Origin of the sequence: Streptomyces sp. NPDC004539, assembly GCF_040610055.1 — a bacterium.
Classification (GTDB): domain Bacteria; phylum Actinomycetota; class Actinomycetes; order Streptomycetales; family Streptomycetaceae; genus Streptomyces.
This window is the reverse complement of sequence record NZ_JBEXLS010000007.1, coordinates 264862-282401: the sequence shown is the minus strand read 5'-3', so window position 1 is coordinate 282401 and position 17540 is coordinate 264862. Positions and strand designations below refer to the sequence as shown.

Here is a 17540-nt window from a genome sequence, read left to right as displayed (position 1 = left end):
GGATCATCACCCCTCAAAACGCCGCACGACCCAGGAAACGGCACCCCCGGGCAACGGTGCCCCTCAGGACGCGCCCCCTCAGAACGCACCCCCTCCGGAAAGCACCAGCTCCCAGGAACCGGCACCCTCAGGAAGCCGTCACCCGCTCGTCCTTCCGCACCAGCCCCGCATACCTCCCCTCCCGCCCCACCAACTCCTCATGCGTCCCCCGCTCCACAACCCGCCCACCCTCCAGGACGACGATCTGATCGGCGTCCCGGATCGTCGACAGCCGGTGCGCGATCGTCACCGTCGTCCGGTTCTTCGACAGCGCGTCGATCGCCCGCTGCACGGCGTACTCGGTCCGCGTGTCCAGCGCGCTGGTCGCCTCGTCGAGGATCAGCACCGGCGGATCACGCAGGATGGTCCGCGCGATGGCGAGCCGCTGCTTCTCCCCGCCGGAGAAACGGTGGCCCCGCTCCCCGACGACCGTGTCGTACCCGTCGGGCAGGGACGCGATGTGGTCGTGGATCTGCGCCGCGCGCGCCGCGTCGTACAGCTCCTCGTCGCTCGCGTCCGGCTTCGCGAAGCGGAGGTTCTCCGCGACCGTCGCGTGGAAGAGGTACGTCTCCTGGGAGACGACGCCGACCGCCCGCGCGAGGGTGTCGAAGTCGAGGTCCCGGACATCGACCCCGTCGAGGGTGACCCTGCCTCCCGTCACGTCGTACAGCCGGGGCACGAGATGGCCCAGCGTGGACTTGCCGGCACCGGTCGAGCCGACGATCGCGAGGCTGTGACCTGCGGGGACGGTGATGTCGACGCCGTCGAGGATGGCACGGCCGGCGCTCCCGGGCCCGGCCTTCCCGAGCCCGGCGCCCTCAAGCCCCGCGCCCGCGCCCCCTTCACCGTCGTACCGGAACGACACGTCCTCGAAGCGCACCTCCCCCTTCACCCGCTCCAGATGGACGGGACGCTCGCGTTCGGTGATGTCGATCGGCAGGTCGAGGTACTCGAAGATGCGCTGGAAGAGCGCGAGGGACGTCTGGATCTGGACGCCGGTGGACAGGAGGCTGACGGCGGGGCGGAAGAGTCCCTGCTGGAGGGAGACGAAGGCGACGATCGTGCCCAGCGAGACGTCCGGCCCGCCGAGCTGGAGGGCGACGCCCGCCGCCCAGTAGATGAACGCCGGCATCGCGGACATGACGATCCCGATGACGGACATCCGCCAGCGCCCGGCCATGCTGGAGCGGACCTCCAGATCGACGAGCCGCTCGGACTCGTCCGCGAAGGCCCTGGTCAGGGAGTCGGAGCGGCCCATCGTGCGGCCCAGGAGGATGCCGCTGACCGACAGCGACTCGGTGACCGTCGCGGACATGGCGGCCATCTGCTTCTGCCGCTCGGTGGTGATCCTCTTGCGTTCGGTGCCGACCCGGCGGCTGATCCAGACGAAGACCGGCAGGAGCAGCAGCGAGACGGCGGTGAGCCGCCAGTCGAGGGCGAGCATCGCGACGATCGTGGCGACGACGCTGGTGAAGTTGGAGACGAGGGAGGTCGCGGTGGAGGTGACGGTCGCCTGCATGCCGCCGATGTCGTTGGCGATGCGGGACTGGACCTCGCCGGTGCGCGTGCGCGTGAAGAACGCGAGGGACATGCGCTGGAGGCGGCCGTAGACGGCGGTGCGCAGGTCGTGCATGACGCGCTGGCCGACCGTCGTCGAGATCAGCGTCTGGAGGACGCCGAAGACGCCGGAGAGGACGGCGCTGAGGATCATGCCGAGGGCGAGCAGGCTCAGCAGGCCCGTACGCCCCTGGGGGATCGCGACGTCCAGCGTCTCCTTCAGCAGGAACGGCGTGGCGACGCCGACCAGCGAGGAGGCGGCGACCAGCAGGCCGACGACGGCGAGGCGGGCGCGGTAGGGGCGGAACAGCCTGAGGATGCGGCGGACCTGGCGGGGCTGCGGTCCCGCCGGGTCGGCCGACGGGTTCCAGGCGGGTTTCTCTCGGTCGGGGTGCATGGGCTCCTTCGGGAAGCACGAGATTCAGGATCACGCTCATTGTTACCTATACTCACAATGAATGGCATCCTGTTATTGTTCCCGTATGGGCACACCAGATTCCGACAGCCTGCTCGCCGAGCAGTTGCTGCGGTTCACCCGCCGCGTGCACCGCATCCAGAAGCGGCACATCGAGGAGTGCGGCCTGGGCGTCACCCCCGCCCAGTCCCGGCTGCTGCGCACGCTCGCGCAGTACCCCTCCCCACCGCGCATGGCCGACCTCGCCGCGCGCCTCGAAGTGGTCCCGCGCGCGGTGACGACGCTGGTGGACGGCCTGGAGGCGAACGGCAAGGTGCGCCGGGTCCCCGACCCGACCAACCGGCGGGTGATCCGTATCGAGCTGACGGACGACGGCCTCGGCGCCCTGCGCGAGCTGCGCGGCGCCCGCCGCTCCGCCGCCTCGGAGATCCTCGCGCCCCTCTCGGAGGACGAGCGGGAGGCGCTCGGCGAACTGCTGGAGACCCTGATGAGCGGCATGCCGGTGCACCGCTGACGGCCGTACGCGACAGGCCGCGGCCACCGGCTCCGGGTTCGGAGTCGGTGGCCGCGGCCTGGTACGCCGTGGGAGATCCGGGGTCAGCTCGCCTCGGTCGCGGGCTCCTTCTTGGTGAGCTGGGCGGGCACGACCGCCTGCGCCTCCTCTTCCTCGTCGTCGCCCGACACGTCGATCTCCCGGTTCAGCACCTTCTTCGCGCGCTCGATGTCCAGCGCCCCCTCCCAGCGCGACACCGCGAACACGGCGACGCAGTTGCCGAGGAGGTTCGTCACGACGCGCATCGAGTCCATGATCCGGTCGACGCCGAGGAGCAGGGCGACCGCGCCCGCCGGGATCGCGCCGAGGGAGGACGCGGTCGCGGAGAGGGCGAGGAAGGCGGAGCCGGGGATGCCGGCCATGCCCTTGCTGGTCAGCATCAGGACGAGGACGACGGTGATCTGCTGGCTGAGGCTCAGGTCGACGCCGACCGCCTGTGCGATGAAGAGGGTGCCGATCGAGAGGTAGAGGGAAGCGCCGTCGAGGTTGAAGGAGTAGCCGGTGGGCAGGACGAGGCCGACCGCGTCGTCCCGGGCGCCCGCCTTGCGCAGCTTCTGCATGACGCGCGGCATGACCGACTCGGTGGAGGCGGTGCCGAGCGCGAGCAGCATCTCCTCGCGGATGTAGCGCAGGAACTTCCAGAGGCTGAGCCCGGTGACCATCTTCAGGGCGACCGCGAGCAGCGCGATGAACAGGGCGGCAGCCGCGTAGCAGAGGGCGATCAGCTTGCCGTACGTCTCGATCACGCCGAGGCCGTAGTTGCCGATGAGGACGGCCATCGCGCCGAACACGGCGATCGGGGCGAGCCGCATGACGAAGCCGACGATCGCGAAGATGATCTCCTGGGCCTGCTCGATCGCGGGCAGCACCTGCGGGACCTTGGTGTGCCCGAGGTGCAGCAGCGCGGCGCCGACGAGACAGGCCAGGATCAGCACCTGGAGCAGGGAGTTCTCGGCGAACGCGCCTACGAACGAGGTCGGCAGCGAGTGCAGCACGAACTCCGTCGTCGACGGCAGCGAGCCACCGTTCGTCTTCGCGTCGACCGCAGCCGTGTTCAGCGTGGCCGGGTCGACGTTCATCCCCGAGCCCGGCTGGACGAGGTTCGCGGCGAGCAGCCCGACGACCAGCGCGAGCGTGCTCGCGACCTCGAACCAGATCAGGGCCTTGAGCCCGATCCGGCCGAACGCCTTGAGGTCGCCCGCCTTGGCGATCCCGACGACGACCACGCAGAACACCAGTGGCGAGATGATCGTCTTGATCAGCCGGATGAACCCGTCACCGAGCGGCTGGAGGTCGGAGGCGAAGCCCGGCCACAGTTTGCCGACGGCGATTCCGAGCACGAGCGCGAGGGCGACCTGGGTGAAGAGCGAGGTACGCAGCGTTCGTGCGGCGCGTCGCGGCAGGGACGGTACGGACTGCGGCACGGGCACTCCTGGGAGGGGACGGCGAACTCGCGGAAGCCGAACGAGACTTCTGCGATACGGAAAGTGTCTTCCGTGCCGAACACTTTGGAGTGCCCGCCGCTCGGAGGGAAGACCTCCGTGTTGCCGATGTGTAAATCACGGCATGAGTGATGCATCACACATCGGAACGTTTCAGCAGGCGCTACTGTCCCGGGTCAGTACGCCCTGGACCGCCGTCACCGTACGGTCGTGGCAGCCTCGCGACCCCGTCAGCCGGTAGCGCTCGGTCGTCGTGGCGACGCCGTGCCGCTGGTCGCGCGGCACCCCGACCGTGTACGTCGCGTCGCCCGTGTACGTGTCGTCGAGCCGCGACCGGTATCCGCGCGAGTCGCTCACGGCGGCCCGGTCGCCGAGTGCCATGACGGTCCGCAGCCGGTCGTCCGCGCCGATGGTCGTCGTGCCGTCCATCGTGTACGTCCGGTGCGCGCGGGTCGTGTACGCGCCGACGGTGACCGTCTCGTCGTCCGTCCACACCCCGTCGAGGCCGTCGACGTTCTCGCCGTCGGTCCAGCGGTGCGTGGAGGTGTGGGCCAGGGTCCGGGTGACCGTGGTGGTGACCCGGCCGTGCGAGGTGTCGACGTACCCGGCGACCGTCAGGCCGTGCCCCGCCTCCGTGTCGACCCGGTGCTCCGTACCGGGCGTGTACGTCGAGGAGTTCGCCGCGGCGCCCTCCTTGTGGGTGACGAGCTTTCCGCCGACCCGCGTCTTGCGCGCGTCCTGCCAGACCAGGACGTTGACCGGCGCGCTCCACCCCGTCTGCCCCTCGGGGACGCCGACGACGGACACCTCGACGCGGTGCGGGCGGCCGTCGTTGAGGAGGCCGGCGAAGGGGGTCAGGTCGTATTCGATCGGCTTGATGTCGAAGGCGCGGGGGCCGGGGACGACGTACCAGAGGAAGGGGTTGGACCAGCCGCCGGTCCACACGGTCGGGAACGGCGTGGCGATCCCGGCCAGTTCGCCGTCGACCTTGATCTGCACCTCCCGGTAGGGGCCGTCAGGTGTCTGGCAGGAATAGGGCGCCGGTGCCGGGACGGAGAGGTACCAGTACTCCTCGCAGCCCCCGCCGGAGCCGGTCGCGTAGACCTCGGCGAGGACGCGTTCGCTGTTGCGGGGAGTGGTGAGGGTGCCGTCGGGGGCGAGCGTGAGGACCTTGTCGGGGACGGCACCGCCCTGAGGGGTCGTGGCGTACGACGCCGGCGCGGGCGGGACCGTCCTGGGCGCCTTGTAGAACGTCAGCGTCACCTTGACGTCCAGGACGCCCGTGTACATGTCGTCCACGACGTTCCCGATCAGCATCTCCACGTCCTGCGCGCGCCGCAGGGTGTCGGTGTAGCGGGTGACGTCCTTCTCGACCGACCACGCGATGCCGTCCGGCGAGGGCTGCGGGGTGGACGTGCGGAAGATCTCCACGCCGCCGATGTGGAGGTATCCGAGGCGGTCGTACTGGCGGCCCTTGACCTTGCCGTCGAGGCGCAGGACGACCTTGCTCCAGCGGTCGCCGCAGGCGGCGGGCGGGGTGTAGGTGCCCCGGTAGGGGGTGAAGTCGCTGAACTGGGCCTCGGCGACGGTGACTTCGCAGGACTCGGTGGAGGGCTTGGGGACGGGCGGGGCCGCTGTCACCGGGTCGTGCCAGTCGGAGCCGAACTCGGCCGGGACGTCGGCGGCCCGGGCCGGGAGCGCGGTCGCCGTCGGCGGGAGGGTCGCCGCCACGAGCGCGGCGACCGTGGCTAGCATGGACATGATGAGCCGTCTGGTCATGGCCGGTGTTCTAGGGGAGTCTCCCCCGTCCCGCAACGGTGCCGTTCAAGCCTTCAGTTCGGCCCGGTCCCCCATCACCACGACCGGGTGCGCGGCCGGGTCCAGCGTCGTCAGCAGGTGTTCCATGCCGGCCTTCGACAGGCTCACGCAGGCCGAGGTACCGCTGCCGTGATCCATGTGGAGCCAGATGCTGCCTCCCTTCTTCTCCCCCTCGGGGCGGGTCGGGTCGCTCGGGGACGTGCCCTTGACGCGGTTGTAGTCGATGGCGATGACGTAGTCGAAGTCGTGCCGGTACGGCTTCAGCCACCAGCTCGGCGTCTCGAAGGCGGCGGAGCGGGTGTACGGCAGTTTCGAGCCGGGGTTCTTCAGGGCGCCGCCCGCGTCGGTGAGGGTGAACACCCCCACGGGGCTGCGGCCGTCGTTCTCGTGATGGTCCGTCGTCCAGCCCTTGCGCGCGTTGTGGGCCGGCCAGCTGCTCTCCTTCTGCCAGGTTCCGCCCTGCGTGATGCCTTGCTTGACGCCTTGCGTGATGCCCCGCTTGGTGTAGAGAACGACCGTCGCGTCCGGAGAGTTCCTGCCGTCGCCGTAGACCACGACGACCTGCCGGGAGGCGGCCGGGATGCGCTTCTGGAAGCTCGGGCCGACGTCCGGGACGGTGGTGAGCGCTCTCGTGGCGGCGGGCTGCTTCGTCCCGGCGTCCGCGCCGTCGTGCGTCTGCCTGCTCGCGCAGCCGGTCAGGGCGGCGAGCAGCATCCCGGCCGCCGCCGCGGTTCGTGTCGCGGTTCCTCGCATGCGTTCCATAGTCGCAATCCGTGCGGCCCAGGGGAAAACCGGTTGAGTTCCGCCGACCCGCGCGGCGAGGCTGGCACGGTTTGCGCCTCCTTCTGACACGAGCTTCTGGGACGTCATGCAGATCCAAGACCTTCCGTACCGCGACCCGGGTGTGCCGGACGCACGCTCGGGGCCCCGCCTCCTGTGGTGGCTCGGCCGCAGCCAGGCGGGCGGTCAGCTCCAGTCCCTGGCGTGGGGGCTGGTGCACTTCCCGGCCGTCTCCGCGCAGCCGTTCGTCGTCGGGTACGCCGTCCAGGCCGTCGTCGACCGGTCGGGCTCGCGGCTCGCGCTGGCGGGCGCGCTGATGCTGCTGTGCGGTGTCGCGTCGACCTTGGGGGACACGTTCCTGCACCGGGCGGCCGTCACCAACTGGATCACCGCCGCGGCCCGCGTCCAGCAGCTCCTGGCCCGTAAGGCGTCCCTGCTGGGCTCGGCGCTCACGCGGCGGGTCGCGGCCGGTGAAGTGGTCGCGGTGTCCACCGGTGACGTCGAGAAGGTCGGGTGGTTCGTGGAGTCGGTCTCGCGGTTCACCGCCGCCGCGCTCACCGTCGTCCTCGTCTGTGTCGGGCTGCTGGTGTACCAGCCCGCGCTCGGGGCCGTCGTCGCCGTCGGGGTGCCCGTGGTGGCGCTCGCGGCGCTGCCGCTGCTGCCTCGGGCGACCCGGCGGGCCGACGTCCAGCGTGAGAAGGCGGGGCGGGCGACCGAGCTGGCGTCCGACACGGTCGCGGGGCTGCGGGTGCTGCGCGGGATCGGCGGCGAGGAGCTGTTCCTCGACCGCTACCGCGCCGCCTCCCAGGACGTCCGGCACGCCGCCGTCCGCAGCGCCGGGATGTGGGCGCTGATCAGCGCGCTCCAGGGGTTGTTGCCGGGGCTGCTGCTGGTGGGGGTCGTCTGGTACGGGGTGGGTCTCGCGCAGGAGGGGAGGGTGTCGGTGGGGGAACTCGTCACCGTCTACAGTTCCGTGGCGGTCCTTTCGTACCCTTTGCGGCATTTTGAAGAGATCGCCATGGCTTACTCCTTCTCCCGGCCGTCGGCTGAGCGGGCGGCCCGGGTGCTGTCGCTGGAGCGGGGCGCCGACGAAGCTTCGGAGGCTTCGGGAACCTCGGGGACTTCGAGGGCCTCGGGGGCCTCTGAGGCTTTGGCTGGCGACGTCCCCTCCGGGGATCTGTACGACCCCGGCTCCGGGCTGCTCGCGCCCTCCGGGATGCTCACCGCCGTGGTCTGCGGCGATCCCGACGCGGCCGGGCGGCTCGCGGAGCGGCTCGGCGGGCACTCCGCCGAGGAGGGACCGTCGGTGCTGCTGGGTGGCGTGGCGCTGGACGGGCTGCCGCTGGGCGTCGCGCGCACCGCCGTCCTCGTGCAGGACAAGGACCCGGTGCTGCTGTCCGGTTCGCTGCGCGAGCTGCTCGACGTGCCGTCGTCCGGAGCCGTGACGGCGGACAGCGCGCTCGCCGCCGCGCGCTGCGAGGACGTCCTCGACGCGCTCGCCCAGGGCTCACCGGGCGACCCCATGGACGCCCACGTCACCGAACGCGGACGCTCCCTCTCCGGCGGCCAGCGCCAGCGCCTCGCCCTCGCCCGGTCCCTGGTGACCGACCCGGAGGTGCTGGTCCTCGACGAGCCGACGTCCGCCGTCGACTCCCACACCGAGGCACGGATCTCGGAGGGCCTGCGGGGGCTGCGCAAGGGCCGTACGACGGTGGTGTTCACGTCGTCGCCGCTGCTGCTCGACACGGCCGACCGGGTGGTGCTGCTGGACGGGGGCGAGGTGGCCGCCGTGGGGACGCACCGGGAGTTGCTGCGGGACGAAGGACGGTACCGGGAGGTGGTGACGCGGGAGCCGTCGGAAGACAGTTCGGCGGTCCCCGCCCCGCCGGACGCCGACAGCGTCGTACCGGAGCCGGAGAAGATCGAGGAGTCGGCATGATCGGCGTGAAGCCACCGCAGTACGACCCGGCGGCCCCGACGACGGCGAGCACGCTGCCCGTCGGCGCGCCCGCCACCGTCCGCGCCTACGTCGGCGAGCTGGTCCGCCGGCACCGGCGGGCCTTCCTGGTCCTCGTCGTCGTGAACACCGTCGCGACCGTCGCCTCGATGGTGGGCCCCTGGCTGCTCGGCGACCTCGTCGAGCGGGTGTCGGCCGGGGAGCGGGAGCTTCGGCTCGGGCCGACCGTCACGCTGTTCGCGCTGGCGCTCGGCGTGCAGGCCGTCTTCGTGCACCAGATGCGGCTGCGCGGGGCGATGCTCGGCGAGCGGATGCTGGCCGACCTGCGCGAGGACTTCCTCGTCCGGTCGGTGCGGCTGCCGCCGGGCGTGCTGGAGCGGGCCGGGACCGGTGACCTGCTGTCGCGGATCACCACCGACATCGACCGGCTCGCCAACGCCATGCGCGAGGCCGTCCCGCAGCTGATCATCGGCGTGCTGTGGTCGGCGCTGCTGCTCGCCGGGCTGGTCGTGACGGCGCCGCCGCTCGCCGCGTCCGTCCTGCTCGCGGTGCCGCTGCTGGTCGTCGGCTGGCGCTGGTATTTCAAGCGGGCGCCCGCCGGATACCGCTCGGAGGCCGCCGGGTACGCGTCGGTCGCCGCCGCGCTCGCCGAAACCGTCGACGCGGGCCGGACCGTCGAGGCGCACCGGCTCGGGGAGCGGCGGATCGCGCTGTCCGAGCTGCGGATCAGGCAGTGGACGAGCTGGGAACGGTACACACTCTGGCTGCGGTCGGTGCTGTTCCCGATGATCAGCGCCGTGCACCTGACGGTCCTCGGGTCCGTGGTGATGCTGGGCGGTGTGTTCGTCCTGAACGGGTGGATCGGCGTCGGGCAGCTCACCACCGGGGCGCTGCTCGCGCAGATGCTGGTCGATCCGGTGAACCTGATCCTGCGCTGGTACGACGAACTCCAGGTCGCCCAGGTGTCGCTGGCCCGGCTGGTCGGGGTCCGGGAGATCGAGCCGGACGCCGGGGAGACGGGGCTCTCGCCGCACGGGCGGGAGGTGACGGCCGAGTCGGTGCGCTTCGGGTACCGGGAGGGCGTCGACGTCCTGCGCGAGGTGTCCCTGTCGGTGGCGCCGGGCACCCGGCTCGCGCTGGTCGGCCCGTCGGGGGCGGGCAAGTCGACGCTGGGCCGGCTGCTCGCCGGGATCTACGCGCCCCGTACCGGGCGGGTCGCCCTCGGCGGCGCCGAGCTGTCCCGGATGACCGCCGAGCAGGTCCGCTCGCACGTCGCCCTCGTCAACCAGGAGCACCACGTCTTCGTCGGCTCCCTGCGCGACAACCTCCTGCTCGCCCGGACGGACGCGGCGGACGCCGAGCTGTGGGCGGCGCTGGGCGCGGTCGACGCGTCCGTGTGGGCGCGGGCGCTGGACGGCGGGCTCGACACCGAGGTCGGTTCCGGCGGGCTCGCCCTCACGCCCGCGCAGGCCCAGCAGATCGCGCTGGCCCGGCTGGTCCTCGCCGATCCGCACACCCTCGTCCTCGACGAAGCGACGTCCCTCCTCGACCCCCGCGCGGCCCGCCACCTGGAACGCTCCCTGGCCCGCGTCCTCGACGGCCGCACGGTGATCGCCATCGCCCACCGGCTGCACACCGCGCACGACGCGGACGTCATCGCCGTCGTGGAGAACGGCCGGATCAGCGAGCTGGGCAGCCACGCGGAACTGGTCGCGGCGGACGGGGCGTACGCGGCGCTGTGGAGGTCGTGGCACGGGTGAGGATGCGGGTGCGGCGGGGGCCGGGCGCCTACGGGTGACGCCGGGCGGCCGGGTTCCGGGTGCCGGTCCTCGCCGGGCCGCCGGGGGCGGCGCGCCACGGTCCGCCGGGGTCCTGCCGGGCCTCCGCGACGGGGGCGTCGCGGGGGCGGCCCGGACGCGTCCTCCGGCGCGGGACGGTGCCGGGGCGCCGGCCGGCCGGCTCCTGTACGGGCCGCCGTGGGGCCGTGTCACCGCCGTTGCCGTTGCGCACTCGCGGGGCCGGGTGGAACGTTGGAGGGCAGTACCCGCGCGCGGTGTGTCCCGGTGCGCGCGGGGCGACGGCGGACGAGGCTTTGTCCCCATCCTCTGGAGGTGTGCGTGACCAGCGGCGACGGATGGGGCGACGACGTCTACCAGCCCGACGGGTCCGAGGTGCAGGACGACGCGGGACTGCTGGACGCCGAGGACACCCTCGACCAGGACGGCGTCGGCGACCCCCTCGACCGCGGCTGGTCCCCGCCGGAGCGCCCGTGGGCCGTGGAGCACACCGGCGTCACGGCCGCCGAGGCCCGGCGCGGCGAGACCCTCGACCAGCGGCTCGCCGAGGAACTCCCGGACGTGACCGCGTACGACGGTGACGGCCTCGGCGACTGCGACGGCACCGACGGCGAACTCCTCGACAACGAGGTCGGCGCCGCCCGCGCCGGCCGCCTCGTCGCCCCCGACGAGGGCGCCCACGAGGACGAGGAGAGCACGCTGATCGCCACCGACGTCGGCATCGACGGCGCGGCGGCCTCCGCCGAGGAGGCGGCGATGCACATCGTCGACGAGGACGCCCTGTCGGGGTGAGGGCACCTCGACGACGCCCCCGTGCCCCATCCCCCAGAAGGAGCCCGCATGCCGCAGGACCAGCACCCCGACTACCACCCGGTCGTCTTCCGCGACCGCGCCGCCGGGTACGCCTTCCTCACCCGCTCGACCGCGACGAGCGCGGAGAGCATCGAGTGGGACGACGGCGAGACGTACCCGGTGGTGGACGTCGAGATCTCCTCGCAGAGCCACCCCTTCTACACCGGCAAGGCCCGCACCCTCGACACGGAGGGCCGCGTCGCCCGCTTCGAGCGGCAGTACGGCGCCGGTGAGGGCGAGGGCTGACCCGGCCGTCAGATGAAGTTGAGGGCCGCCGCCCCGCCGACCCCGCCGAGCAGCATGAACACCGGCATGAGCACCTTCAGCTCGACCCAGCTCCCGGCCCGGAACCGCATCGCCTTGGGCGGCCCGATGGGGTACCAGCGCTTGCGGCCGATCGGGATGGGCCACAGGACCGGGCAGCCGGAGACGGTCAGCGCGTCCCCCAGGTCGTGCACCAGGGCGCCCAGGACGATCGGCAGGCCCAGCCACAGGTACTCCTGGCCAGGGTCGGTGAACAGCCAGTCCGCGCCGTTGCCGGGCTTGTCCAGCACCCCGGCGATGATCCAGGCGCTGGCCGCCGCCAACAGCCACACCAGGATGTCGCTGCTGGAGCCGCGGGCGGCCCGCCACAGCAGTCCCTCGATCGCCAGGACCATGTGCACGAAGAGGATCGCGAGGACCGCCCAGCGGCCCCCCATGATCGCCAGCGCCGAGGTGCCGCCGCCGATCATCACCGCCCACAGCCAGGTGTGCGTCAGCGTCCGGTGGCCGCCGGAGCGCCTCGGGTCGCCCGGTTTGCGGGTCGACTTGTAGACGGCGTACGACAGCTTGTCGACGATCTCGCACAGCCACCGCGAGACGGGACCGAAGGCCCGCGAGATCGTGGCGGCCTTGTGGTCGAGGTCGGGTGCGAGGGCCGCGCCCGCGCAGATCAGCGCGCCGGCCAGGACAACCGGCCAGGGCATCGGCTGCCCCGCCGCCGCTGCGGCGGCTCCGACGCCGAGCCAGGCCGCGGCGCCCGACAGTGAGTGTGCTGGTCCCATCATGGCGCTCGCCCGCCCCGTTTCTCTTGTGCCGCTGTCCAGTTGACCGGGTGCCCTGACACTCCGTCGGCGACACAGCGTAGCGGCCATGATCTTCGCGGCGGCAGCCGATTCCCCTCGAAGGGGTCCCGGCAGGCAAGATGGGTGTGTGACCCTCATCGATCAGTTGCCGCCGACCGCCGATCCCGACGCCCTGTACGAGGCTTTCGAGTCCTGGGCGCAGGAGCGCGGTCTCACGCTCTATCCGCACCAGGAGGAGGCGCTGATCGAGGTGGTCTCCGGGGCGAACGTGATCGTGTCGACGCCGACCGGGTCCGGCAAGAGCATGATCGCGGCGGGCGCCCACTTCGCGGCCCTCGCCCGCGACGAGGTCACCTTCTACACGGCTCCCATCAAGGCGCTGGTGTCGGAGAAATTCTTCGAGCTGTGCAAGATCTTCGGCACGGAGAACGTCGGCATGCTCACCGGCGACGCGTCCGTCAACTCCGACGCCCCGGTGATCTGCTGCACCGCCGAGGTCCTCGCGTCGATCGCGCTGCGCGACGGCAAGGACGCGGACGTCGGCCAGGTCGTCATGGACGAGTTCCACTTCTACGCCGAGGGCGACCGGGGCTGGGCCTGGCAGATCCCGATCCTGGAGCTGCCGCAGGCGCAGTTCGTGCTGATGTCGGCGACCCTGGGCGACGTCTCCTTCTTCGAGAAGGACCTCGCCCGCCGCACGAACCGCCCGACCGCGGTGGTCCGCTCGGCGAACCGGCCGGTGCCGCTGTCCTACGAGTACCGCTACACGCCGCTGACGGAGACCCTCACCGACCTCCTGGACAGCCGGCAGGCGCCGGTCTACATCGTGCACTTCACACAGGCGCAGGCGGTGGAGCGGGCGCAGGCCCTGATGAGCATCAACATGTGCTCCAAGGAGGAGAAGGAGCAGATCGCCGCCCTGATCGGCAACTTCCGCTTCACCACCAAGTTCGGCCGCAACCTCTCCCGTTACGTCCGGCACGGCATCGGCGTGCACCACGCGGGCATGCTGCCCAAGTACCGCCGCCTGGTGGAGAAGCTCGCCCAGGCAGGCCTGCTGAAGGTGATCTGCGGGACGGACACGCTGGGTGTCGGCGTCAACGTGCCGATCCGTACGGTGCTGTTCACGGCGCTGACGAAGTACGACGGCAACCGGGTCCGGACGCTGCGCGCACGGGAGTTCCACCAGATCGCGGGCCGCGCGGGGCGGGCCGGCTTCGACACGGCCGGGTTCGTCGTCGCGCAGGCGCCGGAGCACGTCATCGAGAACGAGAAGGCGCTCTCGAAGGCCGGTGACGATCCGAAGAAGCGGCGCAAGGTGGTCCGCAAGAAGGCGCCGGAAGGCTTCGTGGCCTGGACGGAGAACACCTTCGAGAAGCTGATCGAGTCGGACCCGGAGCCGCTGACCTCGCGTTTCCGGGTGACGCACACGATGCTGCTGTCGGTGATCGCCCGCCCCGGCAACGCGTTCGAGGCGATGCGCCACCTCCTGGAGGACAACCACGAGCCGCGCAGGCAGCAGCTGCGGCACATCCGCCGGGCGATCGCGATCTACCGCTCGCTGCTGGACGGCGGCATCGTCGAGAAGCTCGACGAGCCCGACGCGACGGGCCGTATCGTGCGCCTCACGGTCGACCTCCAGCAGGACTTCGCGCTCAACCAGCCGCTGTCCACGTTCGCCCTCGCCGCGTTCGAGCTCCTCGACCCCGAGTCGCCGTCGTACGCCCTCGACATGGTCTCCGTCGTGGAGTCCACGCTCGACGACCCGCGCCAGATCCTCGCCGCCCAGCAGAACAAGGCGCGCGGCGAGGCGGTCGCCCTGATGAAGTCGGACGGCGTCGAGTACGAGGAGCGCATGGAGCGCCTCCAGGACATCACCTACCCGAAGCCGCTGGAGGAGCTGCTCTTCCACGCGTACGACACGTACCGCAAGAGCCACCCTTGGGTCGGCGACCACCCGCTGTCCCCGAAGTCCGTCATCCGGGACATGTTCGAACGGGCCATGTCCTTCACCGAGTTGGTGTCCCACTACGAGCTGGCGCGCACCGAGGGCATCGTCCTGCGCTACCTGGCGAGCGCGTACAAGGCGCTCGACCACACCGTCCCCGACGATCTGAAGTCGGAGGACCTCCAGGACATCGTCGAGTGGCTGGGCGAGATGGTCCGGCAGGTCGACTCCAGTCTCCTCGACGAGTGGGAGCAGCTCGCGAACCCGGAGGAGATGACCGCCGAACAGGCGCAGGAGAAGGCCGACGAGGTCAAGCCGGTCACCCTCAACACACGCGCCTTCCGTGTCCTCGTACGCAACGCGATGTTCCGCCGCGTCGAACTCGCCGCCCTCGACCAGGTCGACGCGCTCGGCGAGCTGGACGCCGAGTCCGGCTGGGACGCGGACGCGTGGGGCGAGGCGATGGACAAGTACTGGGACGAGTATGAGGACCTCGGCACCGGCCCCAACGCCCGCGGTCCGAAGCTGCTCGTCATCCAGGAGGAGCCGGCGAACCGGCTGTGGCGGGTCCGGCAGATCTTCGACGACCCGAACGGCGACCACGACTGGGGCGTCAGTGCCGAGGTCGACCTGGAGGCGTCCGACGCCGAGGGCCGCGCGGTCGTCCGGGTCACGTCCGTCGGACAGCTCTGAGCAGAGCCACCAGCACAGGAGAAGCACACTCATGACGAACCCCGCCGAGAGACTCGTCGACCTGCTCGACCTGGAGCAGATCGAGGTCAACATCTTCCGTGGCCGCAGCCCCCAGGAGTCCCTCCAGCGGGTCTTCGGCGGGCAGGTCGCCGGGCAGGCGCTGGTCGCCGCGGGCCGGACCACGGAGGGGGACCGGCCGGTGCACTCGCTGCACGCGTACTTCCTGCGTCCCGGCCGGCCCGGGGTGCCGATCGTGTACCAGGTGGAGCGGGTGCGCGACGGGCGGTCGTTCACCACCCGGCGGGTCACCGCCGTCCAGCAGGGCCGGACGATCTTCAATCTCACCGCCTCCTTTCACAAGCCTGAGGAAGGTCCCTTCGAGCAGCAGCTGCCGCCGGCCCGGGAGGTCCCGGACCCGGATTCGCTGCCGACCGTCGCGGAGGAAGTCCAGGAGCATCTCGGGACGCTGCCCGAGCAGTTCGAGCGGATGGCCCGGCGTCAGCCGTTCGACATCCGGTACGTCGACCGGCTGCGCTGGACGGCTGAGGAGCTGAAGGAGGCCGAGCCTCGCAGCGCCGTGTGGATGCGGGCGGTGGGGCCGCTGGGCGACGATCCGCTGGTCCACACCTGCGCGCTCACCTACGCCAGCGACATGACCCTCCTGGACGCCGTCCGTATCCCCGTCGAACCGCTGTGGGGGCCGCGGAACTTCGACATGGCCTCCCTGGACCACGCGATGTGGTTCCACCGGCCGTTCCGGGCGGACGAGTGGTTCCTGTACGACCAGGAGTCGCCGATCACCACGGGTGGGCGGGGACTGGCCCGGGGCCGTATCTACGACCTGCACGGGCGGCTGCTGGTGTCCGTCGTCCAGGAGGGGTTGTTCCGGGCGCTGTAGGGGTGCGCCCGGACCTCGTCAGGCCCGCTGCCGCGCCCTCTCCTTTCGGCGCAGCCACTTCAGGAGCGGGCGGCGGGTGCGGACGGGCAGGAGGCGGGGTGTCTGCTCGGGCCGGGGCGCGTGTTCGGGGGCGGGGGTCGGTGGGGGTTGGGTGCGGGGCGCGTGGGCGGGGGTCGGGGCGGGGTGGGCTCGGGGTTTCGGCTCGGGGTCGGACACGGTCCGGGGCTCGGGTGCGCTGAAGGGCTCAGGGGCGCTCGACGGCTCGGGGGCGGTCGGGGGCTCGGGGGCGCAGGCAGTGTCGGGTGCGCAGGCAGTGTCGGAGTCGGGACGGGGTTTCGGGCCGGGGGTGTGGGTCGGGCGGGGTGCCGGGCAGGTCGCTCGGGCTTCGGTGAGCGCCTGGGTGAGGTCCGCGCGGAGCCAGGCGATCTCGTCGGGGTCGTCCGCGGTGGTGATGGCCAGGGTGAGGAGGGCGGACGGGGAGCCGGGGGTGCCGGGGGCGGGGAGGGCGGGACGGGAGCGGTTGAGGTGGGCCCGTTCGTAGGGGTCGGGGACGAGTTCGGCGAGCTGGGCGGGGTCGAGGAGGGCGGCCAGGGCGCCGGCCCGCTGCCAGGGGGTCTCGGTCTGGCGGAGCAGGAAGCCGAGGTGGCGGCCCCGCCAGTTGCGGGGCCTGAGGTCGGTCCCTTCGGTGAGCCGCTGCTTCAGGTCCGTGGGGGTACGGCCGCTGAGCATGGGCGCGTTGCTCCCGTCGGCGGCGAACCGGCGGAGTTCGTCGGCGAGGTAGAGCCAGACGACGGCCCGGTACCTGTTCAGGTAGAACCGCACCGGCACGACGAGGCCGAGCCGCGCGAGGCGGGAGAAGCGGGCGGGCGAGACCTGGAGGAGGCGGGCGGCCTCGCCGGTGCCGACCGTGCGCACCTCTTCGAGGAAGGACTCGGGGAAGTCCGGTTCGGCGCGCAGCCGTTCGATCTCGGCGTGCGGGACGCGCCGGCCGCCGCCTCCTTCGTCCGGGACTGTCCGGACCCGCCCGAGGTGGACGGCGAGGTCCAGCTCGGCGCGTTTGACGCCCAGTTCGCGGGCCGCCCGGGCGGGTGTGCAGGTGGGCGGATGCGGTCGTGTGTCGGTGTGCTGAGACATGGCTGGTCTCCCCCGTTCCGTGTCGGGCTCCGCGCCGTTCGCGGTGCCCTGGGAAAAACCGTAGCCGTGTCTGCGGATCTCGTGGCGAGCCTGTGGATAACTTTGTATACAATGAAGAATACGCAGGTCAGCGCTCTGTGAGGGGAGTTCGCTCGGGCTGGCGGACGTCCATCGTGAGGTGTTCGCCGACGCGGCTGACGAGCAGCGTCATCTCGTAGGCGACCTGGCCCATGTCGGCCTCGGCGCCGGTGAGGACGCACAGGCAGCTGCCGGTTCCGGCGGCGGTGACGAAGAGCAGGGCGTCGTCGAACTCGACCATGGTCTGCCGGACCCGGCCCGCGCCGAAGTGGCGGCCGGAGCCCTTGGCGAGGCTGTGCAGGCCGGAGGAGACGGCGGCGAGGTGTTCGGCGTCCTCGCGGCGCAGTCCGGTGCTGGCGCCGGCCACCAGCCCGTCGGTCGTGAGGACGAGTGCGTGCCGTACGTGCTCGACGCGTCCGGTCAGGTCGTCCAGCAGCCAGTCGAGTCCCTGGTTCTGCCCCATGCTTCGCTCTCCCCGCGTGCGTCTCCCCGTTGGGTCCCGCCCGTGCGAGG

The 17540-nt window shown here is 71.7% G+C and carries 14 protein-coding genes; 7 read left to right on the top strand and 7 right to left on the bottom strand.

Translation table 11 applies throughout. The annotated features are described in order from the left end of the window. Nucleotides 1-127: 127 nt before the first annotated feature. Nucleotides 128-1993 (bottom strand): ABC transporter ATP-binding protein, encoded by a 1866-nt coding sequence (locus tag ABZX85_RS17570; protein ID WP_355868665.1) that lies wholly within the window; start codon nucleotides 1991-1993, stop codon nucleotides 128-130. Between the two features lie 85 nt (nucleotides 1994-2078). Here ABZX85_RS17570 and ABZX85_RS17565 point away from each other — a divergent pair, with 85 nt between their 5' ends. After that, on the top strand, nucleotides 2079-2525 hold the full coding sequence (locus ABZX85_RS17565; RefSeq protein WP_355868662.1) for a MarR family transcriptional regulator: 447 nt from the start codon (nucleotides 2079-2081) through the stop codon (nucleotides 2523-2525). An 83-nt stretch (nucleotides 2526-2608) separates the two neighbouring features. Here ABZX85_RS17565 and ABZX85_RS17560 read toward each other — a convergent pair whose 3' ends face one another. From ABZX85_RS17560 to ABZX85_RS17550, 3 genes are all read right to left on the bottom strand, one after another. Continuing rightward, on the bottom strand, nucleotides 2609-3988 hold the full coding sequence (locus ABZX85_RS17560) for a cation:dicarboxylase symporter family transporter (protein WP_355868659.1): 1380 nt from the start codon (nucleotides 3986-3988) through the stop codon (nucleotides 2609-2611). A gap of 171 nt (nucleotides 3989-4159) precedes the next feature. Further along, on the bottom strand, nucleotides 4160-5785 hold the full coding sequence (locus ABZX85_RS17555; RefSeq protein WP_355868656.1) for a peptide-N4-asparagine amidase: 1626 nt from the start codon (nucleotides 5783-5785) through the stop codon (nucleotides 4160-4162). Nucleotides 5786-5830: 45 nt separating this feature from the next. Beyond that, nucleotides 5831-6577, bottom strand: a complete 747-nt coding sequence (locus ABZX85_RS17550) for a hypothetical protein (protein WP_355868653.1) — start codon at nucleotides 6575-6577, stop codon at nucleotides 5831-5833. A 115-nt stretch (nucleotides 6578-6692) separates the two neighbouring features. Between ABZX85_RS17550 and ABZX85_RS17545 the strand changes: the two genes are divergently transcribed. The 4 genes from ABZX85_RS17545 to ABZX85_RS17530 all read left to right on the top strand — a co-directional run bounded on the left by ABZX85_RS17545 (nucleotide 6693) and on the right by ABZX85_RS17530 (nucleotide 11455). Beyond that, on the top strand, nucleotides 6693-8543 hold the full coding sequence (locus tag ABZX85_RS17545) for an ABC transporter ATP-binding protein (protein WP_355868650.1): 1851 nt from the start codon (nucleotides 6693-6695) through the stop codon (nucleotides 8541-8543). Continuing rightward, nucleotides 8540-10321 carry an ABC transporter ATP-binding protein gene (locus ABZX85_RS17540; RefSeq protein ID WP_355868647.1) on the top strand — a complete coding sequence of 594 codons (1782 nt, stop codon included), beginning with the start codon at nucleotides 8540-8542 and terminating at the stop codon, nucleotides 10319-10321. Before ABZX85_RS17545 ends, ABZX85_RS17540 begins: the two co-directional genes overlap by 4 nt. Nucleotides 10322-10678: 357 nt before the next feature. Next, entirely contained in the window at nucleotides 10679-11149 is a 471-nt protein-coding gene (locus tag ABZX85_RS17535) for a DUF5709 domain-containing protein (RefSeq protein WP_355868644.1), read from the top strand. A gap of 48 nt (nucleotides 11150-11197) precedes the next feature. Beyond that, complete coding sequence (locus ABZX85_RS17530; RefSeq protein ID WP_355868641.1) at nucleotides 11198-11455, top strand: type B 50S ribosomal protein L31; 258 nt, start codon at nucleotides 11198-11200, stop codon at nucleotides 11453-11455. An 8-nt stretch (nucleotides 11456-11463) separates the two neighbouring features. On the opposite strand, the gene ABZX85_RS17525 is transcribed toward ABZX85_RS17530, so the two are convergent. Then, nucleotides 11464-12258, bottom strand: a complete 795-nt coding sequence (locus ABZX85_RS17525) for a metal-dependent hydrolase (RefSeq protein WP_355868638.1) — start codon at nucleotides 12256-12258, stop codon at nucleotides 11464-11466. Between the two features lie 145 nt (nucleotides 12259-12403). Here ABZX85_RS17525 and ABZX85_RS17520 point away from each other — a divergent pair, with 145 nt between their 5' ends. Then, nucleotides 12404-14917: a DUF3516 domain-containing protein gene (locus ABZX85_RS17520; protein ID WP_355868635.1), complete on the top strand. Its 2514-nt coding sequence runs from the start codon at nucleotides 12404-12406 to the stop codon at nucleotides 14915-14917. A gap of 31 nt (nucleotides 14918-14948) precedes the next feature. Then, on the top strand, nucleotides 14949-15815 hold the full coding sequence (locus ABZX85_RS17515; RefSeq protein ID WP_355868632.1) for an acyl-CoA thioesterase II: 867 nt from the start codon (nucleotides 14949-14951) through the stop codon (nucleotides 15813-15815). A gap of 18 nt (nucleotides 15816-15833) precedes the next feature. On the opposite strand, the gene ABZX85_RS17510 is transcribed toward ABZX85_RS17515, so the two are convergent. Together ABZX85_RS17510 and ABZX85_RS17505 are read right to left on the bottom strand one after the other, a co-directional pair. Continuing rightward, complete coding sequence (locus ABZX85_RS17510) at nucleotides 15834-16949, bottom strand: DUF6397 family protein (RefSeq protein WP_355868629.1); 1116 nt, start codon at nucleotides 16947-16949, stop codon at nucleotides 15834-15836. A 127-nt stretch (nucleotides 16950-17076) separates the two neighbouring features. Further along, nucleotides 17077-17490 carry a roadblock/LC7 domain-containing protein gene (locus tag ABZX85_RS17505; RefSeq protein WP_355868626.1) on the bottom strand — a complete coding sequence of 138 codons (414 nt, stop codon included), beginning with the start codon at nucleotides 17488-17490 and terminating at the stop codon, nucleotides 17077-17079. Nucleotides 17491-17540 lie beyond the last annotated feature (50 nt).